General features: G+C 54.8%; 22 protein-coding genes. 16 read left to right on the forward strand and 6 right to left on the reverse strand.

Annotated elements, in window-relative coordinates:
* Positions 1–130: 130 nt before the first annotated feature.
* Both K0H80_RS02680 and uvrA read right to left on the reverse strand, forming a co-directional pair.
* A complete protein-coding gene (locus tag K0H80_RS02680; protein ID WP_258406161.1) occupies positions 131–1,084 on the reverse strand; it encodes a M20/M25/M40 family metallo-hydrolase in 954 nt (317 codons plus the stop codon).
* Between the two features lie 183 nt (positions 1,085–1,267).
* The gene (gene uvrA / locus K0H80_RS02685) at positions 1,268–4,093 is read right to left on the reverse strand and encodes an excinuclease ABC subunit UvrA (protein WP_220073011.1); all 2,826 of its coding nucleotides are present in this window, start codon (positions 4,091–4,093) and stop codon (positions 1,268–1,270) included.
* 202 nt (positions 4,094–4,295) lie between these two features.
* Between uvrA and K0H80_RS02690 the strand changes: the two genes are divergently transcribed.
* The 6 genes from K0H80_RS02690 (at position 4,296) to K0H80_RS02715 (ending at position 8,913) form a co-directional block, all read left to right on the forward strand.
* Positions 4,296–5,663 carry an MFS transporter gene (locus tag K0H80_RS02690; protein WP_144199796.1) on the forward strand — a complete coding sequence of 456 codons (1,368 nt, stop codon included), beginning with the start codon at positions 4,296–4,298 and terminating at the stop codon, positions 5,661–5,663.
* A 72-nt stretch (positions 5,664–5,735) separates the two neighbouring features.
* Entirely contained in the window at positions 5,736–6,398 is a 663-nt protein-coding gene (locus K0H80_RS02695) for a single-stranded DNA-binding protein (protein ID WP_220073012.1), read from the forward strand.
* 195 nt (positions 6,399–6,593) lie between these two features.
* Positions 6,594–7,583 (forward strand): tRNA dihydrouridine(20/20a) synthase DusA, encoded by a 990-nt coding sequence (gene dusA, locus K0H80_RS02700; RefSeq protein ID WP_220073013.1) that lies wholly within the window; start codon positions 6,594–6,596, stop codon positions 7,581–7,583.
* Positions 7,584–7,869: 286 nt separating this feature from the next.
* Complete coding sequence (locus K0H80_RS02705; RefSeq protein WP_220073014.1) at positions 7,870–8,148, forward strand: hypothetical protein; 279 nt, start codon at positions 7,870–7,872, stop codon at positions 8,146–8,148.
* Between the two features lie 180 nt (positions 8,149–8,328).
* A complete protein-coding gene (locus K0H80_RS02710; RefSeq protein WP_011864344.1) occupies positions 8,329–8,535 on the forward strand; it encodes a PspC domain-containing protein in 207 nt (68 codons plus the stop codon).
* An 18-nt stretch (positions 8,536–8,553) separates the two neighbouring features.
* Entirely contained in the window at positions 8,554–8,913 is a 360-nt protein-coding gene (locus tag K0H80_RS02715; RefSeq protein ID WP_220073015.1) for a hypothetical protein, read from the forward strand.
* A gap of 15 nt (positions 8,914–8,928) precedes the next feature.
* Here the strand turns inward: K0H80_RS02715 and K0H80_RS02720 are convergent, their stop codons facing one another.
* Positions 8,929–9,666, reverse strand: coding sequence for an enoyl-CoA hydratase (locus K0H80_RS02720; RefSeq protein ID WP_220073016.1), 738 nt, complete (start codon positions 9,664–9,666; stop codon positions 8,929–8,931).
* 49 nt (positions 9,667–9,715) lie between these two features.
* Here K0H80_RS02720 and K0H80_RS02725 point away from each other — a divergent pair, with 49 nt between their 5' ends.
* From K0H80_RS02725 to K0H80_RS02735, 3 genes are read left to right on the forward strand one after another with little or no spacing between them, the layout of a single operon-like run.
* A complete protein-coding gene (locus tag K0H80_RS02725; protein ID WP_220073017.1) occupies positions 9,716–10,183 on the forward strand; it encodes a copper chaperone PCu(A)C in 468 nt (155 codons plus the stop codon).
* 12 nt (positions 10,184–10,195) lie between these two features.
* Positions 10,196–11,167 (forward strand): DUF2333 family protein, encoded by a 972-nt coding sequence (locus tag K0H80_RS02730; RefSeq protein ID WP_220073018.1) that lies wholly within the window; start codon positions 10,196–10,198, stop codon positions 11,165–11,167.
* Positions 11,168–11,171: 4 nt separating this feature from the next.
* Positions 11,172–11,930, forward strand: coding sequence for a TIGR04219 family outer membrane beta-barrel protein (locus K0H80_RS02735; protein ID WP_220073019.1), 759 nt, complete (start codon positions 11,172–11,174; stop codon positions 11,928–11,930).
* Between the two features lie 66 nt (positions 11,931–11,996).
* Here K0H80_RS02735 and tolC read toward each other — a convergent pair whose 3' ends face one another.
* Positions 11,997–13,322, reverse strand: a complete 1,326-nt coding sequence (tolC, locus tag K0H80_RS02740) for an outer membrane channel protein TolC (RefSeq protein ID WP_041406334.1) — start codon at positions 13,320–13,322, stop codon at positions 11,997–11,999.
* Between the two features lie 284 nt (positions 13,323–13,606).
* Between tolC and nudF the strand changes: the two genes are divergently transcribed.
* The 7 genes from nudF (at position 13,607) to parC (ending at position 21,693) form a co-directional block, all read left to right on the forward strand.
* Positions 13,607–14,215, forward strand: a complete 609-nt coding sequence (gene nudF / locus K0H80_RS02745; protein WP_220073020.1) for an ADP-ribose diphosphatase — start codon at positions 13,607–13,609, stop codon at positions 14,213–14,215.
* Positions 14,212–14,658: a DUF1249 domain-containing protein gene (locus K0H80_RS02750; RefSeq protein ID WP_011864352.1), complete on the forward strand. Its 447-nt coding sequence runs from the start codon at positions 14,212–14,214 to the stop codon at positions 14,656–14,658. The genes nudF and K0H80_RS02750 overlap by 4 nt, the downstream gene beginning before the upstream one ends.
* Before the next feature lie 9 nt (positions 14,659–14,667).
* Positions 14,668–15,507 (forward strand): 3',5'-cyclic-AMP phosphodiesterase, encoded by an 840-nt coding sequence (gene cpdA / locus K0H80_RS02755; RefSeq protein WP_220044155.1) that lies wholly within the window; start codon positions 14,668–14,670, stop codon positions 15,505–15,507.
* Positions 15,508–15,701: 194 nt separating this feature from the next.
* On the forward strand, positions 15,702–16,280 hold the full coding sequence (locus tag K0H80_RS02760) for a YqiA/YcfP family alpha/beta fold hydrolase (protein WP_220073021.1): 579 nt from the start codon (positions 15,702–15,704) through the stop codon (positions 16,278–16,280).
* Between the two features lie 48 nt (positions 16,281–16,328).
* Positions 16,329–18,215: a DNA topoisomerase IV subunit B gene (gene parE, locus K0H80_RS02765; RefSeq protein ID WP_011864355.1), complete on the forward strand. Its 1,887-nt coding sequence runs from the start codon at positions 16,329–16,331 to the stop codon at positions 18,213–18,215.
* An 86-nt stretch (positions 18,216–18,301) separates the two neighbouring features.
* Positions 18,302–19,429 (forward strand): PQQ-dependent sugar dehydrogenase, encoded by a 1,128-nt coding sequence (locus K0H80_RS02770; RefSeq protein WP_258406232.1) that lies wholly within the window; start codon positions 18,302–18,304, stop codon positions 19,427–19,429.
* The gene (parC, locus tag K0H80_RS02775; protein ID WP_220073023.1) at positions 19,426–21,693 is read left to right on the forward strand and encodes a DNA topoisomerase IV subunit A; all 2,268 of its coding nucleotides are present in this window, start codon (positions 19,426–19,428) and stop codon (positions 21,691–21,693) included. The genes K0H80_RS02770 and parC overlap by 4 nt, the downstream gene beginning before the upstream one ends.
* Positions 21,694–21,768: 75 nt before the next feature.
* On the opposite strand, the gene K0H80_RS02780 is transcribed toward parC, so the two are convergent.
* Both K0H80_RS02780 and K0H80_RS02785 read right to left on the reverse strand, forming a co-directional pair.
* Complete coding sequence (locus tag K0H80_RS02780; RefSeq protein ID WP_011864358.1) at positions 21,769–21,960, reverse strand: bacterioferritin-associated ferredoxin; 192 nt, start codon at positions 21,958–21,960, stop codon at positions 21,769–21,771.
* A gap of 340 nt (positions 21,961–22,300) precedes the next feature.
* Positions 22,301–23,227 carry a D-2-hydroxyacid dehydrogenase gene (locus K0H80_RS02785; protein WP_220073024.1) on the reverse strand — a complete coding sequence of 309 codons (927 nt, stop codon included), beginning with the start codon at positions 23,225–23,227 and terminating at the stop codon, positions 22,301–22,303.
* Positions 23,228–23,661 lie beyond the last annotated feature (434 nt).

Genomic DNA, 23,661 nt, shown 5'->3' on the forward strand with positions numbered 1-23,661 from the left:
ATAACAGTAAGCCAGAGATCTTTCCACCGCCTGGCATAATTTTCGCAGTAAACTCAGGTGTCGTTAATTTAACCATTTAGTTAACAGTGAGTTACATTTTTCAAAAATACAAAAATCCCTGTGTTTTGTATTAGTTATTCAAGAGATAAGTGTCAATTATTAACAGTTTATAGGCGGTTTCCGTAACAGCGGCCAGAAAATTAACATCTATCTTACTCGCCTCGTCACTGGGTTGGTGGTAATCCTTGTGGGGCGGCACGCCGAAGTAGAGCCAGGGGATGCCCGCCTGATGAAAAGGATAATGATCTGAGGCTCTTAACCAATCGACCTTCTGTATCGTCTTGCCCGCTTCCGGGGGATGATTGGCGCGAATACAAAGATTGACCGTCTGCTCCAGCCGGGCCTTGATCTGCTCGAACTGGCTAAAACCGCGGCGTCCCTCCAGGTAAATACGGCTGTTGCGTGCGGGGCGGCCTATCATGTCCAGGTTGACCATCAGCTGGATCTGACTCGGTTTGAGCTTGGCATCCGGCGCCATCAGACCGTCGACAAAGGCCTTGGAACCGTAGAGACCCGGCTCTTCGGCGTCGGTGGCGATAAACATCAGGTTTGCGTCTCTTGGCAGGCGTGCGCTGTGGGTAGCGATCTCTAGCAGACCGGCGACCCCTGAGGCATTGTCGTCGGCGCCGTGATAGAGCTTATAGCCCTGTTTGCCCAAGTGATCATAGTGGGCGACCACCAGACGCCAACTGTCGCTGGGCTCGCTTGCCGGCAATATGCCTATGATGTTGGTGCCAAGGCGGGTGCCGAACTGATAGTCGTACTCAAAGTCGTGATCGAAACGGCCCTGCCAGGGGGTGAGGCCGGCCAGCTGCATCTGATCGATTATGTAGTCTCTGGCCAGGGCGGCGCCGTCTGTGCCTGTCTTGCGCCCGGCGAATTGATCGCTACTGAGGGTCTCGACGTGGGTGAGGAGCCGTGCTTGATCGCTCCAGGCGAGCCGATACTCGTCGCCGCAGCGCCTATCGTTCGGGCTCTCGGCGCAGCCTGCCAGGCCTAACGTGAGCAGGCTTAGTGCGAGCATGCTCTGCGTTAACAGCCGCAGCAGTGGTGGGAGTCGCAAGTTGCGTTTATTGACAGGGGCGTAGCGGCTTCTCAATGACGACAATCCTCGGGTGTGAATACTCCTAAGCTACCCCTGTTTGCCGGGGAAGGAAACAAAAAAGCCAGCCTGTCGAGGCTGGCTTCTTAAGGCCGTCAGCTTGAGCTAGCCCTTTAACAGCGGCTTGAGGAAGCGCGCCGTGTGGGAGCTTGGATGCTCGGCGACCTGCTCAGGTGTGCCGCTGACCAGTATGGTGCCGCCACCGGAGCCGCCCTCTGGGCCGAGGTCGACGATCCAGTCCGCCGTCTTGATCACATCCAGGTTATGCTCGATGACCACTATGGTGTTGCCATGGGCCTTGAGGCGATGCAGCACATCCAGTAGCAGCTGAATATCGGCAAAATGCAGACCCGTGGTTGGCTCATCCAGAATGTAGAGGGTCTTGCCGGTATCGCGTTTCGACAGCTCCTTGGCCAGCTTGACCCGCTGGGCCTCACCGCCAGAGAGGGTGGTGGCACTTTGACCCAGGCCGATGTAGGAGAGACCGACCTCCATCAGGGTCTGCAGCTTGCGGGCGATGGCCGGTACGGCGTCGAAGAACTCGCGCGCCTCCTCGACTGTCATCTCCAGCACCTCGTGGATGTTCTTGCCCTTGTAGCGTACCTCTAAGGTCTCGCGGTTGTAGCGCTTGCTCTTACAGCTGTCACAGGGCACATACACATCCGGCAGGAAGTGCATCTCAACTTTGATCAGGCCGTCACCCTGGCAGGCCTCGCAGCGTCCGCCCTTGACGTTGAAGGAGAAACGCCCCGGCTTGTAGCCACGGGTCCTAGCCTCTTGGGTGGCGGCAAACAGCTCGCGGATCGGGGTAAAGATCCCCGTGTAGGTTGCCGGGTTAGAGCGCGGCGTGCGGCCGATGGGGCTCTGATCGATATCCACCACCTTGTCGCAGTGATCCATGCCTGAGACTTTCTGATAAGGCGCGGGTTCATCGACAGTGGCGCCGTTGAGCTGGCGATGAGCGATCTTGTAGAAGGTGTCGTTGATCAGGGTCGACTTGCCCGAGCCCGATACCCCGGTGACACAGGTAAATAGGCCGACTGGAATGGTGAGGTCGACCTGCTTGAGGTTGTTGCCCGAGGCGCCGAAGAGTTCGATCACCTTGCTGGCATCGTACTGGGCGCGTTTCTCGCTGATATGGATCTGCTTCTTACCCGAGATATATTGGCCAGTTACCGACTCGTCGCAGGCGACAATCTCCTTAAGTGGACCGTCGCAGATCACCTGACCGCCATGCACCCCGGCGCCCGGGCCGATATCGATAATATGATCCGCCATGCGGATGGCGTCTTCGTCGTGTTCGACCACGATTACCGTGTTGCCGAGATCCCTAAGGTGGATTAAGGTGTTGAGCAGGCGCTCGTTGTCTCTCTGGTGCAGGCCGATGGAGGGTTCATCCAGCACATACATGACGCCGACTAGGCCGGCGCCGATTTGGCTGGCCAGACGGATACGCTGGGCCTCGCCGCCGGAGAGGGTGTCGGCCGAGCGTGACAGGCTCAGATAGTTGAGGCCGACGTTGACTAGGAAGCCGAGGCGATCGCGCACCTCCTTGAGGATCTTCTCGGCGATCTGTGCCCGCTGGCCGGTCAGACTCAGCTGCTCGAAATATTCCATCGCCTCGCCGATAGACCACTCAGTGAGTCTCGGCAGGTTAAGGTCTTCGATAAACACATGGCGAGCCTCTTCACGCAGACGCGAGCCGCCACAGCTGCTACAGGCCTGGGTGTTGATATACTTGGCCAGCTCTTCGCGCACCGCGTTTGATTCCGTCTCGCGGTAGCGCCTGTCCATGTTGTTGAGGATCCCTTCGAAGGGGTGGTTGCGCACCACCACGTCGCCGCGATCGTTAATGTATTTGAACGCTATGCTCTCCTTGCCCGAGCCGTGCAGCACTATGTTGCGTATCTTGGCGCTCAGCTTCTCAAACGGCGCCTCGACATCGAACTTATAGTGCTCCGCCAGCGAGGTGAGCATCTGGAAATAGTAGAAGTTGCGTCTGTCCCAACCGCGGATGGCACCGCCGGCCAGCGAGAGCTCGGTGTTGGTGATCACCCTGTCGGCATCGAAAAATTGCTGCACGCCCAGGCCATCACAGGTGGGGCAGGCGCCGGCCGGATTGTTGAAGGAGAAGATGCGCGGTTCAAGCTCCGCCATGGAGTAACCACAGTGGGTACAGGCAAAGTTGGCCGAGAACAGCAGTTCTTCGCTGTCGCCGTCCATGGAGGCGACGGTGGCGATACCGCCAGAAAGTTCCAGCGCTGTCTCGAAGGATTCCGCCAGACGCTGCTGCAGATCGTCACGCACCTTGAAGCGATCCACCACCACCTCGATGGTGTGCTTTACATGCAGCTCAAGGGCTGGAGGATCGGACAGGTCGCACACCTCGCCGTCGATACGGGCGCGGATAAAGCCCTGGGCCGCCAGGCTGTCCAGTAGCTTGACGTGCTCGCCCTTGCGGTCGTTGATCACCGGGGCCAGCAGCATCTGCCGGCTGCCTTCTGGCAGGGTGAGCACCTTGTCGACCATCTGGCTGACGGTCTGCGCCGCCAGTGGTTGGTTGTGAGTCGGACATCTCGGCTCGCCGACACGGGCAAACAGCAGACGCAGGTAGTCGTAGATCTCTGTGATGGTGCCCACGGTGGAGCGCGGGTTATGGGAGGTCGATTTCTGTTCGATTGAGATCGCCGGACTCAGGCCCTCGATATGATCCACATCTGGCTTCTCCATCAGGCTGAGGAACTGGCGCGCATAAGCCGACAAGGATTCGACATAACGACGCTGACCCTCGGCGTAGAGGGTGTCGAAGGCGAGTGAGGATTTTCCTGAACCCGACAGGCCAGTGATCACGATAAGCTTATCTCTGGGGATCGTCAGGTTGATGTTTTTGAGATTGTGGGTGCGGGCGCCACGAACTTCAATCTTGTCCATCTGTCTCTCTGAATGTGCCGAAAAAGAGACTGATTATCGCATAAAAATTGAGTTAGGTCATAGAAAAGCCCAGCCTGTGATCTGGCCATAGGGGGAGGGCAATTGCGCATTTTGCTCGCATCTTCAACTTTTCTTTTTGAGCTATTTCTCCGCTTCGTGATAAACTGCGCGACTTATTTATGAATACAGATCAGGGCGAATAATGGCCAATAATGGACTGTCTAAGACTGAGAAAAGAGTCGCGTTTTCACTAGCCAGTGTATTTGGGCTACGCATGATGGGCTTGTTTATGATCATGCCTGTCTTTGCGTTGTACGGACAACACCTTGAGGGATTCTCTCCCCTGTGGGTGGGGATAGCCATCGGGGCCTATGGCCTAACCCAGGCCATCTTGCAGATCCCCATGGGGATCCTATCGGACAGATATGGCCGCAAGCCTATCATTCTTATCGGCCTGGCCCTGTTTGCGCTGGGCAGCCTGCTGGCCGCCTCGGCCGATTCTATCTATGGCGTCGTTGCCGGACGAGCCCTGCAGGGGATGGGGGCAATTGCCGCCGCCGTGTTGGCGCTGGCCGCCGACCTGACCCGGGACGAGCAACGCACTAAGGTGATGGCCATCATAGGCATGTGCATCGGCTTCTCCTTTGCGCTTTCTCTGCTGGTGGGCCCTATCGTGGCCGAGCATCTTGGCCTGTCGGGCCTGTTTGCCATGACGGCCGGTCTCGCCTTGCTGGGGATGGTGATAGTGCAGCTGCTGGTGCCTAACCCCATAGGTCAGGCGCCCAAAGGCGATACTGTGGCCGCGCCGGCCAAGCTCAAGGCGATGCTCACCGATCCGCAGCTGTTCCGATTGGATGCGGGGATCTTCATTCTGCATCTGGTGCTGACCGCCGTATTTGTAGCGCTGCCGCTGGATCTGGTGGATGCCGGCCTGGTGAAAGAGAAGCACTGGATGCTCTATTTCCCCGCCTTCGTGGGGGCCTTCTTCCTCATGGTGCCGCTGATCATCATAGGGGTGAAGAAGAAAAACACTAAGGCGACCTTCCAGATTGCCCTGCTTATCATGATCGCCGCCCTGGCTGCCATGGCGCTGTTTGCCAACAGCCTGGTGGTGCTGAGCGTCGCCGTGGTGCTCTTCTTTACCGGTTTCAACTATCTCGAAGCATCCCTGCCAAGCCTGATCGCCAAGTTCTGCCCCGTGGGCGACAAGGGATCGGCCATGGGGGTCTACTCTACCAGTCAGTTCCTCGGCGCCTTCTGTGGAGGCCTGCTGGGCGGTGGCGCCTATCAGCTGCTGGGAGCGGCCGGTGTGTTCGCCGTGGCACTGGGCCTGATGTGCCTGTGGCTGTTGCTGACACTGGGGATGCAAAACCCCGTGCTGTTAAAGAGTTATACCTTGGAAGCCGAGGTGGAAGGTAAGGAGCAGGCCCGCGCCATGGCGACCGAGTTGTCGCAACTGCCCGGCGTGGCCGAGGCCATTGTGGTGCTTGAGGAGAAGGTTGCTTATTTGAAAGTTGATGAGCATTTCGATTTGAGACAGGCGCGAGCTGTGTTAGGCTCTTCCAATTAACAGATTCGCGGTCGAGTACGGCCGTGCATCTGTACCTAATTTAGATTTATAAGATTATCGCAGGAGATTTCAATGGCCAGTCGTGGTGTCAATAAGGTAATTTTGGTCGGTAACCTAGGGAAAGATCCTGAGGTTCGTTACATGCCAAACGGCAACGCCGTAGCCAACTTTACAGTGGCGACCAGTGAGTCTTGGAAAGACCAGCAAGGTCAGATGCAAGAACGTACAGAATGGCACAACATTGTAATGTACCGTCGTCTTGCGGAGATCGCCGGTGAGTACCTGAAGAAGGGCTCGAAAGTGTATCTGGAAGGTAAACTGCAGACCAGCAAGTGGCAGGATCAGCAGACCGGACAAGATCGCTACAAGACAGAGATCAACGTTAACGAGATGCAGATGCTGGATAGCCGTGGCCAAGGCCAAGGCGGTCAGGGTGGCCAGCAAGGTTACGGTGCGCCGCAACAGCAAAACCAGTACGCGCCACAGCAGTCGGCGCCGGCTGCGCGTCCACAGCAGCCACAGCACTCGGCTCCTCAAGGTGGGTACGGTGCCCAGCAACAGGCTGCACCACAGCAGCAAGGTTATGGCGCTCAGTCACAGCAGGCCCCTGCCTATGCACCTAAGCCGCAGGCGGCTCCACAACAGCAAGCGCCGCAGCAGCGTCCAGCACCTCAGCCACAGCAGAACTTCACGCCGGATCTGGATGACGGTTGGGACGACGATATCCCGTTCTAGGATTAGGTCGACAAATGTTTGCTTAAAACCCTGCCTTGGCAGGGTTTTTCTTTTCTTAGACTCTGCCGCGCTATGCTCTTCTTAGCATGCGTCGGTCGGCGTCACCCTGCGGGAGTGTTCATTTATCGCCATGCGGTGTAAAATGCGCGCCCAGCCCGTAAAAGGGCGACTGCTAAACTTGGGTTACCCTTATTTATGTCATCTGCCACTATGCCAACTGCTATTAATCGTACCTTCTCCATTGCGCCCATGTTGGACTGGACCGACAGGCACTACCGCTATTTCGCGCGCCTGATGTCTTCCGAGTTGCTGCTCTATACCGAGATGGTGACGACTGGGGCGATCATTCATGGCAAGGGCGATTATCTGGCCTATAACCAGGAGGAGCATCCGCTGGCGCTGCAGCTGGGGGGATCTAATCCTGAAGACTTAGCTAAGTGTGCCAAGCTGGCGGCGGAGCGCGGCTATGATGAGGTCAATCTCAATGTGGGCTGCCCGTCGGACCGCGTGCAGAATGGCCGTTTCGGCGCCTGCCTGATGGCCGAGCCTGCTCTGGTGGCTCAGTGCGTGGCGGCGATGAATGAGGTAGTGGATATTCCGGTAACGGTGAAGACCCGCATCGGCATCGACGAGCAGGACAGCTATGAGTTTCTTACCGAGTTCGTCGACAAGGTGAGCGCGGCTGGCTGTGACACCTTTATTATTCATGCCCGTAAGGCCTGGTTGCAGGGGCTGAGTCCCAAGGAGAACCGCGAGATCCCAGAGCTCGACTATGACAGGGTGTATCGTCTCAAGCAGGATTACCCTCAGCTGAGCATCTCCATCAATGGTGGGGTCAAGACATTAGAAGAGTGCGGCGAGCACCTTAAACAGCTAGATGGCGTCATGGTGGGCCGCGAAGCCTATCAAAATCCTTATCTGCTTGCTCAGGTGGATCAGCAGCTGTGCGGCCAGGACAAGCCAGTACTGAGCAGAGATGCCGTTTTGGAGAATATGATTCCCTATATAGAGAAACATCTAGTGTCCGGTGGCCGCCTGAATCATATTACCCGTCACATGACAGGTTTGTACCAGGGCGAGGCGGGTTCGCGGGCCTGGCGTCGTTATCTGAGCGAGAATGCTCATAAGCCTGGTGCCGGTATCGCCGTGGTGCATGAGGCCAGAGCCAGCATGGAACTCAAATAAAAGCACAATATAAACAATGTATTGATTAAGATTATTGCACAAAGCCGCTGATACCACAGCGGCTTTTTTTGTCTAATTTTTAAACTTCTCACCAAAGGTGGCGAAAATTACCAGCCGGTAGTGAAACTCACTATCTTCTTATCCAGCTGCCTCAGTTCTAATGAATGCCTCAGCGGTATTAAATTTTATAAATTCATATTTATCATGTATTTATATTGTTCTTATAAAGTTGGCACACCCCTTGTATTGTCAAAGATGTCATAAACGAAATGGAAAGGAAGACATCATGAACAAGCTAACTAAAGTATCGCTAATTGCCTCTCTACTTATAGGTGCTAGCTTCTCTGCCTCGGCAGATGACTTTATCCCAACAGATATCACCGCCAAGCTGGAGCGTCATTTGGCGACTCAGATGCAGGAGATGATGGTGACTGCTCAGCAAGAACTGACACTTTCACTGCAGGCGCAGCTGTCAGAGTCGCTATTCGACACTAACCTTAAGCTGGCAGAAACGGCGACCAAGAGTGAAGAAGCACCGATGAAGAGTGCGATGGTTAAGGAATAACTCTGGTAAAGGAATACCATAGTTTGGGGAATTGTTATGACTTATCTGTTTGAGTTGGCAGCACTGTTACTGCTCCCAGTATTGAGCTTCGCGCTCTGCGCAACCTTAGTCTGTACCTTGAAATGGCATAAGGTGTTATAGCCGGGGCTCATCAATTTGTTGATAGTAAGGACAAGTATTATGAATATCGATGATCTGGTAAGAAGGCTAAAAAATCCCCGCAGCATGGTGTGTGGTGTGGCGGCGATGACGGCAGACAAATTTGCCTGGTCTTGCCTATGGACTCGCGTCGTGTGGGCCGTGGCAGCCTTTATGAATCCGGCCTTCGTCTTGTTAGTGTATTTTGTATTGGCACTCGTTCTGCCGAAATGGAAACCAGGCTACTAGCCGTTAGGAATTAAGAGCGTGAAGGGACGTACGAATTTACAAAAAGCGCTGGATATCTTGCTGGCCCTGGGGGTTATCCTCATAGTGGCTGCGGCGCTGATGATGCTGGGACATTACTTTGAAGCGCGTTGGTTTTATATCAGCCTGGAGTCGCCCCAGTGGATCGACATAGGCTTGTGGAGTACGGCGCTGGTCAGTGCCCTGTTATTGATTCTGCTACTCTGGCTCACCCTGGCCTTTAGTTTTATCGCCCTGGTTTCTTCTGTTTGCGTGCTAAGCGCCATCGCAATGCTGTTTGCCGGCTTTTCGCTGTTTTGGCCGATTCTCCTGTTACTGCTGGCGGCCTGGGGTGTAGGCCAGGCTAGCCGGGTCGACTAGCCGGGCCCAATTTCTTTACCTGCTCAGGAAGGCGTTAAACTGCGCCTTGGCCTCATCGCTTTGCAGGCGAACGGCAAACTCTTCCAACTCCTTTTGCATCTGCTCTCTGATGAGTTTGCTGTCACCGCGTATCAAGCGGCGACTGGCTCTGAGTGCCTGAGGTGGCTTCTTCGCCAGCTTGATGCTTTGGCTCAGGGCATGACTCATCAACTCATCGCTTGGCAGCAGATCGTTGATGAGCCCCATCGACAGGGCGCTGTGGGCATCGAAGGCCTCACCGAGCAGCAGCAATTCGCTGGCTTTGGTCTGGCCGATTAGGCGGGGCAGTAGAAGGCTGGCACCGGCCTCGGGCACCAGCGCCAGATTGACGAAGGGCAGCTGGAACTTGGCGGTGTTGTCGGCATATATCAGGTCGCAATGCAGCAGCAGGGTCGTGCCTATGCCGACCGCGGGACCGGCCACGGCGGCGACCAGAGGTTTCGTGAGATCCAGCAGGGTGAACAGGAACCTGACGGTAGGATGATTCGGTCCTAAGTCACTATTTTTTAAAAAGTCGGCAACATCGTTACCCGAGGTGAAACAATCACCTTCGCCTTTGAGGAGAAAGGCGTTAATTCCGTTGTCTGACTCCCCTTGGATAAGGTATTCTGTGAGCCGAGCATACATCTCAAGGTTAAGCGCGTTGCGTTTGTCGGGGCGATTAATCGTGATGATGCGTACGCCCTGCTCATCCTGAAATTGAATGTTACTCATGGGTCAATAATCCTTATTTGGCAGATGGGTTAAAAAGGAGTTTAAGGCATTGAAACAGATTTTCAAACACGCGTTTAATTTTGTCCTGCTATCATGCACTTCATTTTCCGTATTGGCAAACGTCATGTTTGTCGATGGCTATGTCAGGGCTATGCCGCCGAGCGTGCCCAATACCGCCGTCTATTTCACCTTGATGAACCATGGGCCAGAGGTCGATCTAGTAGGCGTCGACACCGATGTTGCCGCCGAGGCGCAGCTACACACCCTGGTGGAAGAAGAAGGCGTAGTGAAGATGCGCCAACTCCCCAAAATTACCCTGGCCAGCCACGCTAACCTGGAGCTTATGCCCTCGGGTAAGCACGTGATGCTGTTGGGATTAAAAAAACCGCTGACGGAAGGACAGGAAGTGGTGTTAAGGCTAAAGTTTAGCGATGGCAGCGAGCAGCAGCTAACGCTGCCGGTGAGCAAGCAAGCGATAGCGACACAAGATGATGGCGAGCACCATCATCACCATTAATGGAGTAAGAGTATGCAGGTAACATGGAAACGGGTCAGCCTGGCGGCCGCCGTCTTATTTTTGATCGGCTACATCATCAGCGTATGGTGGAGCGTAGAGCCAGACAGCATAGAGCCCCATCAGCTCAATAATGAGACGGGCCATAAGATAGTGGGCTACGCGACCACTACTTCTTTGATTTTAACCATGGAAACCCTCCTCGATAAGAACGGTGGCTGGTTGTCTAACGATGTGGTGCCTCCCTCGCTGTTTATGGATAACATGCCCGCCTTCGAGTTTGGCGCCATCGAGCAGGCGCGGGATCTGGCGCTGATCATGCGCAAGGAATTTAGCCGTTCCCAATCGCAGTCGACCGCCGACAAAGATCTGCTGGCGGCCCACTCTAAGCTGAATATCGAACACACCAGCTGGTTGGTGCCGAGCGCCGAGGGCGAGTATCGTGATGCCATCAAGCTGCTCAAGCTCTATCGCGCCCGCATCGCCGACACCAATAATCCCGATGCTCAGTTCTACGCCCGCGCCGATAACCTCAACGAGTGGCTCAAAGAGGTGCAGAAGCGCCTGGGCAGCATGTCGCAACGCCTGTCTGCCAGTGTCGGCCAGGAGCGGATCAACACCGATCTCGCCGGTGACACTGAGGCCAGCCAGTCGACGCCTAATCTGGCCAGCCAGGAGATCAAGACCGGCTGGTGGCAGATAGACGATGTCTTCTATGAAACCCGCGGCGCCACCTGGGCACTGCTGAACTTTATGAAGGCTATTGAGGTAGATTTTGCCGACGTATTGAAGAAGAAAAATGCTGAGGTCAGCTTGCAGCAGATCATTCGTGAGCTGGAAGAGACACAGCAGCCTGTGTGGAGCCCGATCGTGTTGAACGGTTCTGGGTTTGGCATAGTGGCCAACCACTCGTTGGTGATGGCCAATTATATTTCCCGCGCCAATGCCGCGGTGATCGATTTAACTAACTTATTGACTCAAGGCTAATTAGATGAAAAAAACACTACTTGCATGTGCTCTGCTCGGGTCTTTGGCAGCGACGTCTGCACAGGCGGCTACTGTAGTTGGCTTCAAGGTTGGCGGCGACTACTGGAATGCCGACACCGAGGGTACCTTTGCTCAGAAGGGCCAGGCTCAACAGGAGTTTGATTACAGCTCTTCATCTCAGGGTAGTATCTGGGTCGCCATCGAGCATCCTATTCCTTTAGTGCCTAACCTGAAGATCCGCGAAAACCGTCTGGATGCCGACGGCAAGGCGACTTTGACCGGCGACTGGTCATTCGGCGATCGCGTATTTAATGATGACGTTACCACGGCAAGCAACCTGAGCAATACCGATTTTGTGCTCTACTATGAGCTGCTGGATAACGACATAGTGGCACTGGATCTCGGCGCCGCCTATAAGAAGATGCACGGCTCTTTCCGCGTACATCAGGTCTCTCCATCTGGTGTGGTAGGGGCTTACGCGCAGAAAGATCTTAGTGACGGTATCGTTATGGCCTATGCCAATGCCGAGGTGGGCATTCCTGGCCTGGGTCTGTATGGTTTTGCCGACGTGATGCAGGGCATCGACGAGAGCAGCGTCTACGACTATCAAGTGGGTCTGGGTTGGCAGTTTGACGGCGTGGCGCTAGATACCAAGGTGCGTGTCGGTTACCGCGACTTTAACTTCGATGTGAACAACTTCGACGGTGTGACCGCCAACATGCAGTTTAAAGGCTATTTCGCCGGGGTTGAGCTAGTCTTCTAATCGCTAGTTTGTAGCCATAAAAAAACCGCCATGATGGCGGTTTTTTTGTATCTAAAGCCTGATCTTTTACTGACTGACTTCAGGGGCCTTCAGGCCATTGTTGATGGCGATGACATCGTCTTCGCTCAGGGTGCCAGTCGCTTGTTTCAACGCCAGGATAGAGTTGATATAGCCATAACGGGCATTAGAGAGCTGACGCTTAGAGTCATACAGGTCACGGGTACGGTTGAGTACGTCAACGATAGTACGGGTACCCACCTCGAAACCTGCCTGGGTCGCTTTCAGTGCGCTCTCAGAAGAGATCACCGATTGCTCATAGGCGCGGATAGAGCTGATAGAGGCACCAACGTTGTTGAAGTTGTTACGCACATCTTTCACTACCTTGCGGTAGGTCTGTTCCATCTTCTCGCTGGCTTCTACGTATTGGTACTGCGCCTGGTTGACCTTAGAGCTCACCTTAAAGCCTTCGAAGATAGGCACGCTCAGGGTCAGACCCACGTTGGCGTTGTCGTAATCGCTCAGATCACCTGCCTGATTTTTCTGATTTAGGTTGGTGGTGTAACCGGCATTCAGGCTCAGAGACGGCATGTGGCCCGCCTTGTAGAGCGAGATGGTCTGCTGGGCGATATCTTTACCGATACGCGTGGTTAACAGATCCACACTGCTGGTCTCGGCCATCTTCAACCAATCGTTTGGCATGGCTGGGGTTGGCGGTACCGCGGTGAAACGTGTGGTATCCAGAATATCGATAGACTTGTGGTCTATGCCGGTGATCTCTCGAAGGGCTTCGTAGCTGTTGATCAGCTGGTTTTCCGCCAAGATTTCCGATGCACGGGCCAAGTCATACTGGGCCTGAGCCTCGTGTACGTCGGTGATCGCGGTGAGACCCACGGCAAAACGTTGCTTGGTCTGCTCGAGCTGACGCTCGATGGCACGCTTCTCGGCGCCCTTGAATTCATAGTTATCTTTCGCGGCTAAGACGTCGAAGTAGGCGCCTGTAACACGAATGATGAGTGACTGAAGTGTCGAAGCGTAGGCGGCATCGGCCTGTGATGCCGCAAGCTCCGCGAGGTCGAGTCCGACCCAGGCGCTGTGATCATAGATCACCTGCTTGAGTGACACTCCTGCATCGAGTCCGCTGTTGTACTTGTCATCATCAACATTGGTCCAGCTCTTTCCATAGCCTACGCTGGCGCTGATGGTAGGTAGCAAGGGTGCGCGGTTCTCTTCGATCTGCTCGTAGAGACGGTCGCGCTGCGCTTGTGCCTGGAGCGCAATAGGATCATTGGTAAGGGCCTGCTGATATATCTGCAGTAGATCGTCGGCATGCACGGCAGAAGTCGTTGCCGCGAGAGTCAACGCTGCACATAAGGTGCGGATCTTAAATTTCATTAGCTGTCCTTTTTTAGACATAAATACTCCGAGGCGGAGCCATTTACTTAATAAAGTTAAGTGATGCTTCAGCGCAAATCATTTGCGCGAAGCGGTTTGCGCTTCCCGACGCTTCCCGATACATCTAAACTTATTAAGGTTAAGATATTAAGAAATTAACCATTTTTAAGTCAACTAGGAAGTGTAACAGTTTTTAACGGTAAGTCTGCATTTTTTAGTGGTCTACATGGTATATTGAGAGCCCTTGGGGATAAGCATTTACTAACTGAGTCGCGGGACGGGTAATGAGTCAGAAATTCACCAATGAAGATGTACAGATGCTGGGAAAACGAACCCTTTTTCAGGGGTTCTTTCGTATGGAAGAGTACAGATTCAAACATAGGCTGTTTGCCGGTGGCTGGAGCCCGGAAGTGGTGCGTGAAGTGTTCGAGCGCGGCCATGCCGTGGTCGTGCTGCCCTATGACCCCGGGAGCGACAAGGTGGTGCTGATTGAGCAGATACGCATTCCCGTGGTGAATGCCGCAACCACCCCTTGGCTGCTGGAGTTTGTTGCCGGCATGATAGAGGAGGGTGAGAGTGCCGAGCAGGTGGCTCACCGTGAACTGCTCGAAGAGTCTGGCCTGGTGGCCAGCGAGATGCACTATATCAGCCAATATTTTTCCAGTCCCGGCGGCACCAGCGAGCGATTCGACTTCTACTGGGCCAGGGTCGACGCCAGTCAGGCCGATGGCCTGCATGGTCTGGATGATGAGCATGAAGACATTAAGGTGCACGTGATGCCCCGAGAGGCAGCCTTTCAACTGCTGCAGGATGGCACCATCAACAATGCCTCGACGGTGATCGGCCTACAGTGGCTGCAGCTCAACTACCAAAGCCTAAGGGCCGCCAAGTGAGCCTATCGTTAAATAAGCGCAAGCCGGACTATCAGGCAAACGTGAGTCGTTTTCTCGCCTTGTGTAGTCGTAACTACTTCAATATATTACGCTGGCTGCCCGCGGGCTATGAGCAGGGGCAGTCCTGGCAGGTCGAGGGAGACTTCGGTTGCCTCGAGGTTAAGCTGCTGGAAAACACCCAATATACCCAATTAATTGAGATCTCCCGTCCGCTGAAAATCGCGCAATACGTTGATACGCCTAAAGTTGTAGTGCGTGTTTACCATGACGCTAAATTAGCAGAAGTGTTAACTAGTCGACAGATTTATCGATTAAGACCAGTATATGATTATCCAAATATACGTATGTACCATAGAGACGAAAAGTATCAGGTAAATGCTTTTCTTGAAGAGTTACTCAAGATTGACAACCATGCCCGCATCATTTGTCAGTCCGAATCTTAGGGTTTTAATGTGCTAAAAGAGGCTATCTCTTATTCCATCGATCACGATGAGAGCGTAAAGCTGGTCCAGGTGACGGACCCTCATCTTTTTGCTGATCCCGAGGCGCAACTGCTGGGTGTGAATACCGCACATAGCTTGGATGCTGTGTTGAACACCATTAAGGCCGTCGATTATCCGGCACATCTCTTATTGGCCACCGGCGACATTAGCCAAGATTATTCCAATCAGTCTTACCATAACTTCGTCGCCGCCATTGAAAAATTAAACCTTCCTTGTCACTACCTGCCGGGCAATCACGATGATCCGCGCATCATGCATCTGCATATGCAGGGCCCCAGAGTCTACGGCGATAGGCGGATCCTGGTGGGAAAGTGGCAAATCATCATGCTGGACTCCACCGTTAGGGGGAAGCCTGGCGGGCATATGGCCGACAGCGAGATGGAGCTAATCGAGGCGGCGGTGGCGGCCCATCCCGAGCTGCATACCCTGTTGGTGATGCATCACAATCCGATCTTGGTGGATTGTAAATGGCTGGATCAACACTGCATGGACAATGGCGAGGCGTTTCTCGACAGAGTGACGGCCATGCCTCAGGTTAAGGGCCTGCTGTGGGGCCATGTACATCAGAGCCTGGATCAGTTCTACCAGGGCAAGAGTGGCCCGGTGAAGTTGATGGCAACGCCTTCTACCTGCATCCAGTTTAAGCCCAAGTCTCCCTATTTCGCCCTCGATGCCCAGCAGCCAGGTTATCGCCTGCTTGAGTTAAAGCCAGACGGCAGCATCTTGGCCAACGTCTACCGGGTGCCCGGCAACAAGTTTTCACCGGACCACGACTCCAGCGGTTACTAGCTGCTCACTCTGGCAAGCAGATAGCGAGCAGTTTGCTTGGCATTGGCGGGGTTAATATTTGGTTAATCGCCGCGCCGGTGTTAGCATCTGGATGCCCGATACTTGGCTGCAGATGTTAGGCGCAGAGCCAATCTGCCCGCTAAGCCGTCGTGTAGGGAACACATTGCCGTTTTATCATTCGCTGCCGAGGAAATATGCTGCTCTATATTCATGGATTCAATAGTTCACCGCACTCAGACAAAGGTGTGGTCACTGCCCAGTATATTGCCAAGCATTTTCCCGATATCAATTTCGTACAACCCCAACTCCCAGCCACACCCAAGGCGGCCATGGCGCTGCTGACAGATTTGGTCGAGCAGGCACTGGAGAGGGGAGAAAGCCTGAGTTTCATTGGTTCATCCCTCGGTGGCTATTTTGCCAGTTATCTGGCGGAGCGTTATGGCGGGCGCGCCGTGCTGGTTAACCCGGCGGTGAAACCTTTCGAGCTGTTTGATGAGTTCCTCGGTCCCCAGTACAATCCCTACACAGAAGAAGATTATCAGATTCTACCCGAGCACAAGTTAGAGGTGGCTAAGTACGATACCCCGGCCATTTCGCATCCAGATCGTTTCTTGGTGCTGCTGCAGTCCGGGGATGAGGTGCTTGATTATCGGCAAGCCGTGAATAAATACCAATGTTGTCAGATGCTCATCGAGGCGGGTGGCGATCACAGCTTCGTCGGCTACCAGCAGCAGATGCCGGGGATCTGTGATTTCCTGTTTCTTGACAAATAGACATGTAGGGCCGCAACATGGCCTGAATAACAATATATTGTGTGCGCTATGACTAACCAATACACTTCAGATGCAATTGAAGTCCTCAATGGACTCGACCCGGTAAAACGTCGCCCAGGTATGTATACCGACACCACACGTCCAAACCATTTGGGCCAAGAGGTGATCGATAACAGCGTCGATGAGGCCCTCGCGGGACACGCGACCAGGATCGACGTGATACTGCACAAGGACAATTCGCTGGAGGTGATCGACGATGGCCGCGGCATGCCGGTGGATATCCATCCCGAAGAGGGGATCCCCGGGGTAGAGCTGATCCTTACCAAGCTGCACGCAGGTGGTAAGTTCTCCAATAACAACTATCAGTTTTCAGGTGGTCTGCACGGCGTAGGTATCTCGGTCGTAAACGCGCTGTCGAATCGCGTCGAGATCACGGTGAGGCGCAGCGGTCAGGTCTATGAGATGGCCTTCGAGCATGGCGACAAGGTGGAAGAGCTGACGGTAACGGGTACCTGCGGTCGACGCAACACGGGCACCCGTGTCCATTTCTGGCCAACCGCCAGCTATTTCGACTCGGTTAACTTCTCGATTCCCAAGCTTATCTATCTGCTAAGGGCCAAGGCGGTCCTCTGCCCGGGGCTGCGTATCAAGTTTACCAACAAGCAGACCGGCGATGTCGAAGAGTGGTGCTACGAGAGTGGCCTCACCGACTACCTCAAGTCGTCGACACAGGGGGCATTGACTCTGCCTGAAGAGCCTTTTATCGGAAGCATGGCTGGCAATACCGAGGCGGTCGACTGGGCCATCACCTGGTTACCCGAAGGGGGCGACTCCCTCAACGAGAGCTACGTCAACCTGATCCCCACGCCGCTGGGCGGCACCCATGTGAACGGTTTCCGTCAGGGCCTGCTGGAGGCGATGAGAGAGTTTTGTGAGTTTCGTAACCTGATCCCCAGAGGGATCAAGCTCTCCCCCGAGGATATCTGGGATCGCAGCAGCTTCATTTTGTCGATCAAGATGCAAGATCCTCAGTTTGCCGGCCAGACCAAAGAGAAACTCTCCAGCCGTCAGAGTGCGGCCTTCGTCTCGGGCATCGTCAGAGACGCCTTCAGTCTCTGGCTCAATACCCATACGGATCAGGCCGAGGCCCTGGCCGAGATGTGTATCAGCAACGCCCAGAAACGTCTGAAGGCGGCCAAGAAGGTGGCGCGTAAGAAGGTGACTTCGGGCCCTGCGCTGCCGGGTAAGCTGACCGATTGTAGCGGCCAGGACCCTATGCGCGGCGAGCTCTTCCTAGTGGAGGGTGACTCGGCGGGCGGTAGTGCCAAGCAGGCGAGGGATCGTGAGTTCCAGGCGATCATGCCGCTGCGGGGTAAGATCCTTAATACTTGGGAGGTAGAGGCCTCGCAGGTGCTGGCTTCTCAGGAGGTGCACGACATCTCAGTCGCCATCGGCTGTGACCCGGACAGTAACGATATCTCAGAGCTCAGATACGGTAAGATCTGTATCCTGGCGGATGCGGACTCGGATGGTCTGCATATCGCGACCCTGCTGTGCGCCCTGTTCATGAAGCACTACAAGGTGCTGGTGGAGAAGGGACACATCTATGTGGCCATGCCGCCGCTGTTTAGGGTCGATGTGGGTAAAGAGGTATACTACGCGCTGGATGAAGCCGAGAAGCAGGGGATCTTAGATCGTATCAGCGCCGAGAAGAAGAAGGGTAAGGTGCAGGTGACCCGATTCAAGGGATTGGGTGAGATGAATCCATTGCAGCTGAGGGAGACCACCATGGATCCCAACACCCGAAGACTGGTACAGTTAACCATAGATGATGCCGAGGATACCCTAGCCATCATGGATATGTTGCTGGCCAAGAAGCGTTCTGGCGATCGTAAGACCTGGCTTGAAACCAAAGGCGACTTAGCCCAGCTATAGCTATGTCATTAAAATAAAAAGACAAATCGTTAGACAAGCTTAATATAATGCATAATAAAAGAGTTAGTTGTTATTTTCTGTGTGCGATGTTTGCCATGATGGCATCGGGCGTGCCCCTGACGGCGCGCGCCGAGCAGCCCATCATGATCACAGTCACCAAGGGATTTGGACTCTCCTTATATGCCTCAGATCTCGGTGATGCCAAACAGATGGCACTGGGTGACGAAGGCACCCTGTTTGTGGGCTCTTATAAGTCCGGCACCATACAGGCCCTGGTAGACAGCAACGCCGACGGTCGTGTAGACAAGCGCTACGTGGTTGCCAAGGGGCTCGAGTACCCAGAGGCGATCGCCTTTCATAAGGGGGATCTCTATGTTGCCGAAGAGGAGCGCATCCTACGCTTCGTGGATATCGAGAATCGCCTGAAACGTCCCGGCCGTGGCAAAGAGGTTTACGACCGTCTGCCGGGCAAGACCAACAAGAGCCGCCGCGCCATGCGTTTCGGCCCAGATGGTCGCCTCTATGTTGCCATCGGCGCCCCCTGTAACGTCTGTGAGGCCCATGCCCCCTTTGGCAGTATCATCGCCATCGACCTCGACAGCGGTAGCAGCGAGCAGATCGCCACCGGCATACGCAACGTCACCGGCTTCGACTGGGACCCTAAAGACAGCAAGCTGTGGTTTGCGGATTTGGGCCGTGACTGGATGGGCGACAGGCTGCCACCGGATGAGATCAACCGTGTCGATATCGTCGGCGCCCACTATGGTTTTCCCTATATTCACGCCAGCAGCGTGCTGGAACCCGCCTACGAGAAGCCCAAGGGGCTCAAGGTCACCACGCCCGTCTTCGAATTGCCGGCCCACGTGGCGCCCATGGGGCTCGAGTTTTACCGTGGCGAGCAGTTCCCCGAGAAGTATCGTGACCAGCTATTCGTGGCCGAGAATGGCTCCTGGAACCGCTCCAGTAAGATCGGTTATCAGGTCACCATGTTGACCCTGGAAGATGACAATATCAGCAAGCGCCAGACGGTGGTGAGCTTCCTCGATGGAGAGTTCCCCGTCGCCCGGCCCTATGACTTAATCATGGCGCCCGATGGAGCCATGTATATCTCAGACGATCTGAAAGGCAATGTGTACCGTCTGTTTTATAAAGAGAACGCGAGCGAAGAGATTGAATCGAGTGAAGCGAGTGAACAACAGGATCCTAATCAATGAGTGATGCGATAGATTTAAGCCTCGATGGCGTCGAACAGATGCCCTTGAGACGTTTCACCGAAGAGGCGTATCTGAACTATTCCATGTACGTCATCATGGATCGCGCCCTGCCGCATATCGGCGACGGCCTAAAGCCGGTGCAGCGTCGCATCGTCTATGCCATGAGCGAACTTGGCCTGTCGGCGCAATCTAAGCACAAGAAGTCGGCGAGAACCGTGGGTGACGTACTGGGTAAGTATCACCCCCACGGCGACAGTGCCTGTTACGAGGCCATGGTGTTGATGGCGCAGCCTTTCTCCTACCGCTACCCGCTGGTAGATGGTCAGGGTAACTGGGGCGCGCCGGACGATCCTAAGTCGTTCGCCGCCATGCGTTATACCGAGGCGCGCCTGTCTAAATTCTCCGAGGTGCTGCTGACTGAGCTGGGTCAGGGCACGGTCGATTGGGGCGTCAACTTCGACGGCACGCTCAAAGAGCCCATGGTGTTGCCGGCTCGTCTGCCACATATCCTGCTCAACGGCATCACAGGGATCGCGGTGGGGATGGCGACCGATGTGCCGCCCCATAATGCCCGCGAGCTGGTGGATGCCTGTGTGGAGCTGATTGACAACCCCAAGGCGGATCTAGAACGTCTGATGGAGCTGGTACCCGGCCCTGACTATCCCACCGAGGCGGAGATCATCAGCCCGAGAACCGAGATCGCCAAGATCTACGAGACGGGCCGCGGCTCCATCAAGGCCCGAGCCGTCTATACGGTGGAGTCGGGCGAGATAGTGATCACCGCGCTGCCGCATCAGGCCAGTGGCGGTAAGATTTTAGAGCAGATCGCTGCCCAGATGCAGGCCAAGAAGCTGCCCATGGTGGCCGACCTGCGCGACGAGTCAGATCACGAAAGCCCGGTGCGTATCGTTATCGTGCCTCGCTCAAATCGTGTCGATTGCGATCAGCTGATGGCGCACCTGTTTGCCACCACAGATCTCGAGAAGAATTTCCGCGTCAACCTCAACGTGCTGGGGCTCAATGGCCGTCCTCAGGTGAAGGGGCTGAAACAGCTGCTGACCGAGTGGCTGGAGTTTAGATTGACCACGGTCAGACGCCGTTTAGAGCACAGATTAGACAAGGTTTTGGCAAGGCTGCATATTCTGGAAGCCTTGATGATCGCCTTCCTCAATATCGATGAGGTGATCGAGATCATTCGTTACCACGATGATCCTAAGGCCGAGTTGATGGCGCGCTTTAACCTGACCGACGATCAGGCCAACGCCATCTTAGATCTTAAACTGCGTCATTTGGCGAAGCTGGAAGAGTTTAAGATCAAGACAGAGCAGAGCGAACTCGAGGCCGAGCGTGAGAAGCTTGAGCAGCTGCTCAGCTCAGATCGCCGCATGAAGACGCTGATCAAGAAAGAACTTAAGCAAGACGCCGAGACCTATGGCGACGAGCGCCGCTCACCGCTGGTCGAGCGCAGCGAATCTCGCGCCCTGTCGGAGCAGGAGCTGGTGCCGGCCGAGGCGGTAACCGTAGTGCTGTCGGAGAAGGGCTGGGTGCGCTGCGCCAAGGGCCATGATATCGACCCAACGGCGCTCTCCTACAAGGCGGGTGATGGTTTCCTCTGCGCCGCGTCTGGCAGGAGTAATCATGCCACCGTCTTTATCGGCTCGACGGGCCGCGCGTTTGCCACCGATACCCATACCCTGCCATCGGCCAGGAGTCAGGGTGAGCCTGTGACTACCCGCTTCCAACTGTCGCCGGGCGAGTCTATGGCCCATGCGCTGCTAGGGGAGGATGGACAATGCTTCCTGCTGGCCTCAGATGCGGGCTACGGCTTTATCGGCGATTACAAGGATATGGTGTCTCGCAACAAGGCGGGTAAGGCGCTGTTGAGCCTGCCGGCCAATGCTCAGGTGCTGCCGCCTAAACGCGTGGACAAGAGTCGCAGCGAGTCTATCTTAGCGATCACCAACGAGGGGCGCATGCTGCTCTTCTCCGTCGATGCTTTGCCGCAACTGGCCAAGGGCAAGGGCAACAAGATCATCGGCATCGCCAGCGACAGGGCCAAGAGCCGTGAAGAGCTGTTGGTGCATCTGCATGTGGTGCCGCAGGATACCTCAGTTACCCTGTGGGCGGGTAAGCGCAAGCTTACTCTCAAGCCGAGCGATCTCGAGCACTATCGAGGCGAGCGTGGTCGTCGTGGTGCCAAGCTGCCTCGTGGCCTGCAACGTGTGGACAAGGTGGAGCTTGGCGAGGACGAGACCAGTCTTTAGCCGACTGTCAGACATAAAATCCGGATACAAAAAAGCTGCCTTAGGCAGCTTTTTTATGTCTGATGTAAGCAGGCCCTAAGCCACTTCGTAGAAGTTGGGGGTTACATCGAGGCGAGCCTGGATGATCTCGGTGGCCATCTTGCTACATTTACCACATTGATTGCCAACACCCAGACGACGCTTAACGTCGGCAAGAGACATATCTCCTTGATCGACAGCTTCTTTTATTTGCTTGTCGGTAATGGCGTGGCAAAGGCAAACATACATACAGGTGACTCCCCTACTTCAGATGCATGCAAGTATAAATGAAAACGATTCTCACTGCTAATAACTCCTGGTTATAGATCGTGCATTATGGCGCCTAAGCGGGGAATTAAAAATTGTGAGCTAGCCCACTAAATACGGGGCCTCTAGCCTATTGGTGGCGCGTATTTTACTTCGTTTTGTCTGGCCGTAGGCTAGGGCGGTAATGAGCGCAAGCGCGCATGAAAGATTCACTTACCCCAAGTTAAGATGGTTTATTTGCTGGCTTATGATGGGTTGGGGGAGGCATTTACTGCTTAGATGAGGCGCTATCTTTGGCCGATAGCGCCTGGGAGGATTAAGGTTAATAGCCGCGCTCGAAGTTGACCTTGTGGCTCAGGGGTTCTCCCTTGATGAACTTGTGGTAGTTATTGGCGAAGATCTCCACCACCTGCTCTGGGAAACTCGGGGCGGCGATATGGGGGGTGATGATGACATTCTCCAGCGACCAGATGGGATGCTCCTGGGGCAGGGGCTCCTGATTGAAGACATCCAGGATAGCGTTCTGCTGGGGATGACTCAGCAGCTGGGTGTAGAGGGCGTCGAGATCCAACACGTCGCCGCGGCCCAGATTGAATAGAATCGCCTCCGGCTTCATCATGGCCAGCAGCTCCTGGTTGAGCGCCCCCTGGGTTTGCGGCGTGCTGGGCAGTATGGCGGCGATGGCGTCAGCCTTACCTATGTGGTGGGCCAGATTGGCCAGGGTGTCGACGCTGTCGAAGCCTATGGTTGGCTTAGCGCCGCGATTGATGCCGGTCACCCGCATGCCGAAATGTTTGGCGGTCTGTGCCAGGTGTTTAGCGATATTGCCTGTGCCTAACAGCAGCAGTTCCTGTCCCTGCAAGGTGCGAAAGTTGCCCGGGCGCCAGATCTTCTCTGCCTGCTGGGACTGATATTGCTTGTGCTGGCGCTGATGGGCCAGCAGGTAGCCGAACAGGTACTCGCTCATCAGCGGGCCGAAGATCCCCCTCACATTGGTGAGCTGGTAGTCGCGGCGTAGTCTGGGTTTGACCAGGAGATCGACGCCGGCATAGGTCGATTGCATCCACTTGATCTGTTTGGCATGGCCTACCAAGGGGGCGGCCAATGGCGGTTCGGCGAGCCAGATGTCGGCATCGAGAATACTCTGGGGATCGTCGCCTAGCAGTGTCAGGTGCGGCAGGTGACAGGAGCCGAGCAGGCTGCGGTATCTATCGTTATCGCTGGTCAGCAGCAGTAGCTTGTGTTCCATAGCGAGTCCTTTTGACTGTTATTATTTTTGTATGAGACCCAGAAAATGGCTGGTTTATTTTGGTGGCGAACTTTTTTCATTCGCACCTTGTCATTATAGATGCTCCCGCCTGGCTTAGTACTTAAGTGGGGTAGGGCCTGTTGACCTTTTGAGAACAAATTTTGTTCTAATTGAGCACGTTCAAATCGCGGCATGAGGCTTGTAGTATAGTTATTCTATATAAAAGCCGAGTAACAAAGAGTTGAACGTGCTCAAGACGAACCCTGCGGGCAGCGTCTGTATCATTTTTCTACTGCGTTATCGCTCATTGATCTAGCACACTAGATTACAATCACTCTGCCTTGTATAAAATCGATACAGAATGCTGCAAAAATGAACGCGAAAGATAAACAGGCCCTAGTTCTACAATGACAAAAAATGGCAGAGGTGTCCAC

The sequence above is a fragment of the Shewanella aegiceratis genome, from assembly GCF_019457495.1.
GTDB lineage: Bacteria > Pseudomonadota > Gammaproteobacteria > Enterobacterales > Shewanellaceae > Shewanella > Shewanella loihica.

Coding starts and splice junctions, on each gene's coding strand:
- K0H80_RS02680 (WP_258406161.1), bottom strand. CDS start 1,084: ATGCTCGCACTAAGCCTGCTCACGTTAGGCCTGGCAGGCTGCGCCGAG.
- uvrA (WP_220073011.1), bottom strand. CDS start 4,093: ATGGACAAGATTGAAGTTCGTGGCGCCCGCACCCACAATCTCAAAAAC.
- K0H80_RS02690 (WP_144199796.1), top strand. CDS start 4,296: ATGGCCAATAATGGACTGTCTAAGACTGAGAAAAGAGTCGCGTTTTCA.
- K0H80_RS02695 (WP_220073012.1), top strand. CDS start 5,736: ATGGCCAGTCGTGGTGTCAATAAGGTAATTTTGGTCGGTAACCTAGGG.
- dusA (WP_220073013.1), top strand. CDS start 6,594: ATGTCATCTGCCACTATGCCAACTGCTATTAATCGTACCTTCTCCATT.
- K0H80_RS02705 (WP_220073014.1), top strand. CDS start 7,870: ATGAACAAGCTAACTAAAGTATCGCTAATTGCCTCTCTACTTATAGGT.
- K0H80_RS02710 (WP_011864344.1), top strand. CDS start 8,329: ATGAATATCGATGATCTGGTAAGAAGGCTAAAAAATCCCCGCAGCATG.
- K0H80_RS02720 (WP_220073016.1), bottom strand. CDS start 9,666: ATGAGTAACATTCAATTTCAGGATGAGCAGGGCGTACGCATCATCACG.
- K0H80_RS02730 (WP_220073018.1), top strand. CDS start 10,196: ATGCAGGTAACATGGAAACGGGTCAGCCTGGCGGCCGCCGTCTTATTT.
- K0H80_RS02735 (WP_220073019.1), top strand. CDS start 11,172: ATGAAAAAAACACTACTTGCATGTGCTCTGCTCGGGTCTTTGGCAGCG.
- tolC (WP_041406334.1), bottom strand. CDS start 13,322: ATGAAATTTAAGATCCGCACCTTATGTGCAGCGTTGACTCTCGCGGCA.
- nudF (WP_220073020.1), top strand. CDS start 13,607: ATGAGTCAGAAATTCACCAATGAAGATGTACAGATGCTGGGAAAACGA.
- K0H80_RS02760 (WP_220073021.1), top strand. CDS start 15,702: ATGCTGCTCTATATTCATGGATTCAATAGTTCACCGCACTCAGACAAA.
- parE (WP_011864355.1), top strand. CDS start 16,329: ATGACTAACCAATACACTTCAGATGCAATTGAAGTCCTCAATGGACTC.
- K0H80_RS02770 (WP_258406232.1), top strand. CDS start 18,302: ATGTTTGCCATGATGGCATCGGGCGTGCCCCTGACGGCGCGCGCCGAG.
- parC (WP_220073023.1), top strand. CDS start 19,426: ATGAGTGATGCGATAGATTTAAGCCTCGATGGCGTCGAACAGATGCCC.
- K0H80_RS02780 (WP_011864358.1), bottom strand. CDS start 21,960: ATGTATGTTTGCCTTTGCCACGCCATTACCGACAAGCAAATAAAAGAA.
- K0H80_RS02785 (WP_220073024.1), bottom strand. CDS start 23,227: ATGGAACACAAGCTACTGCTGCTGACCAGCGATAACGATAGATACCGC.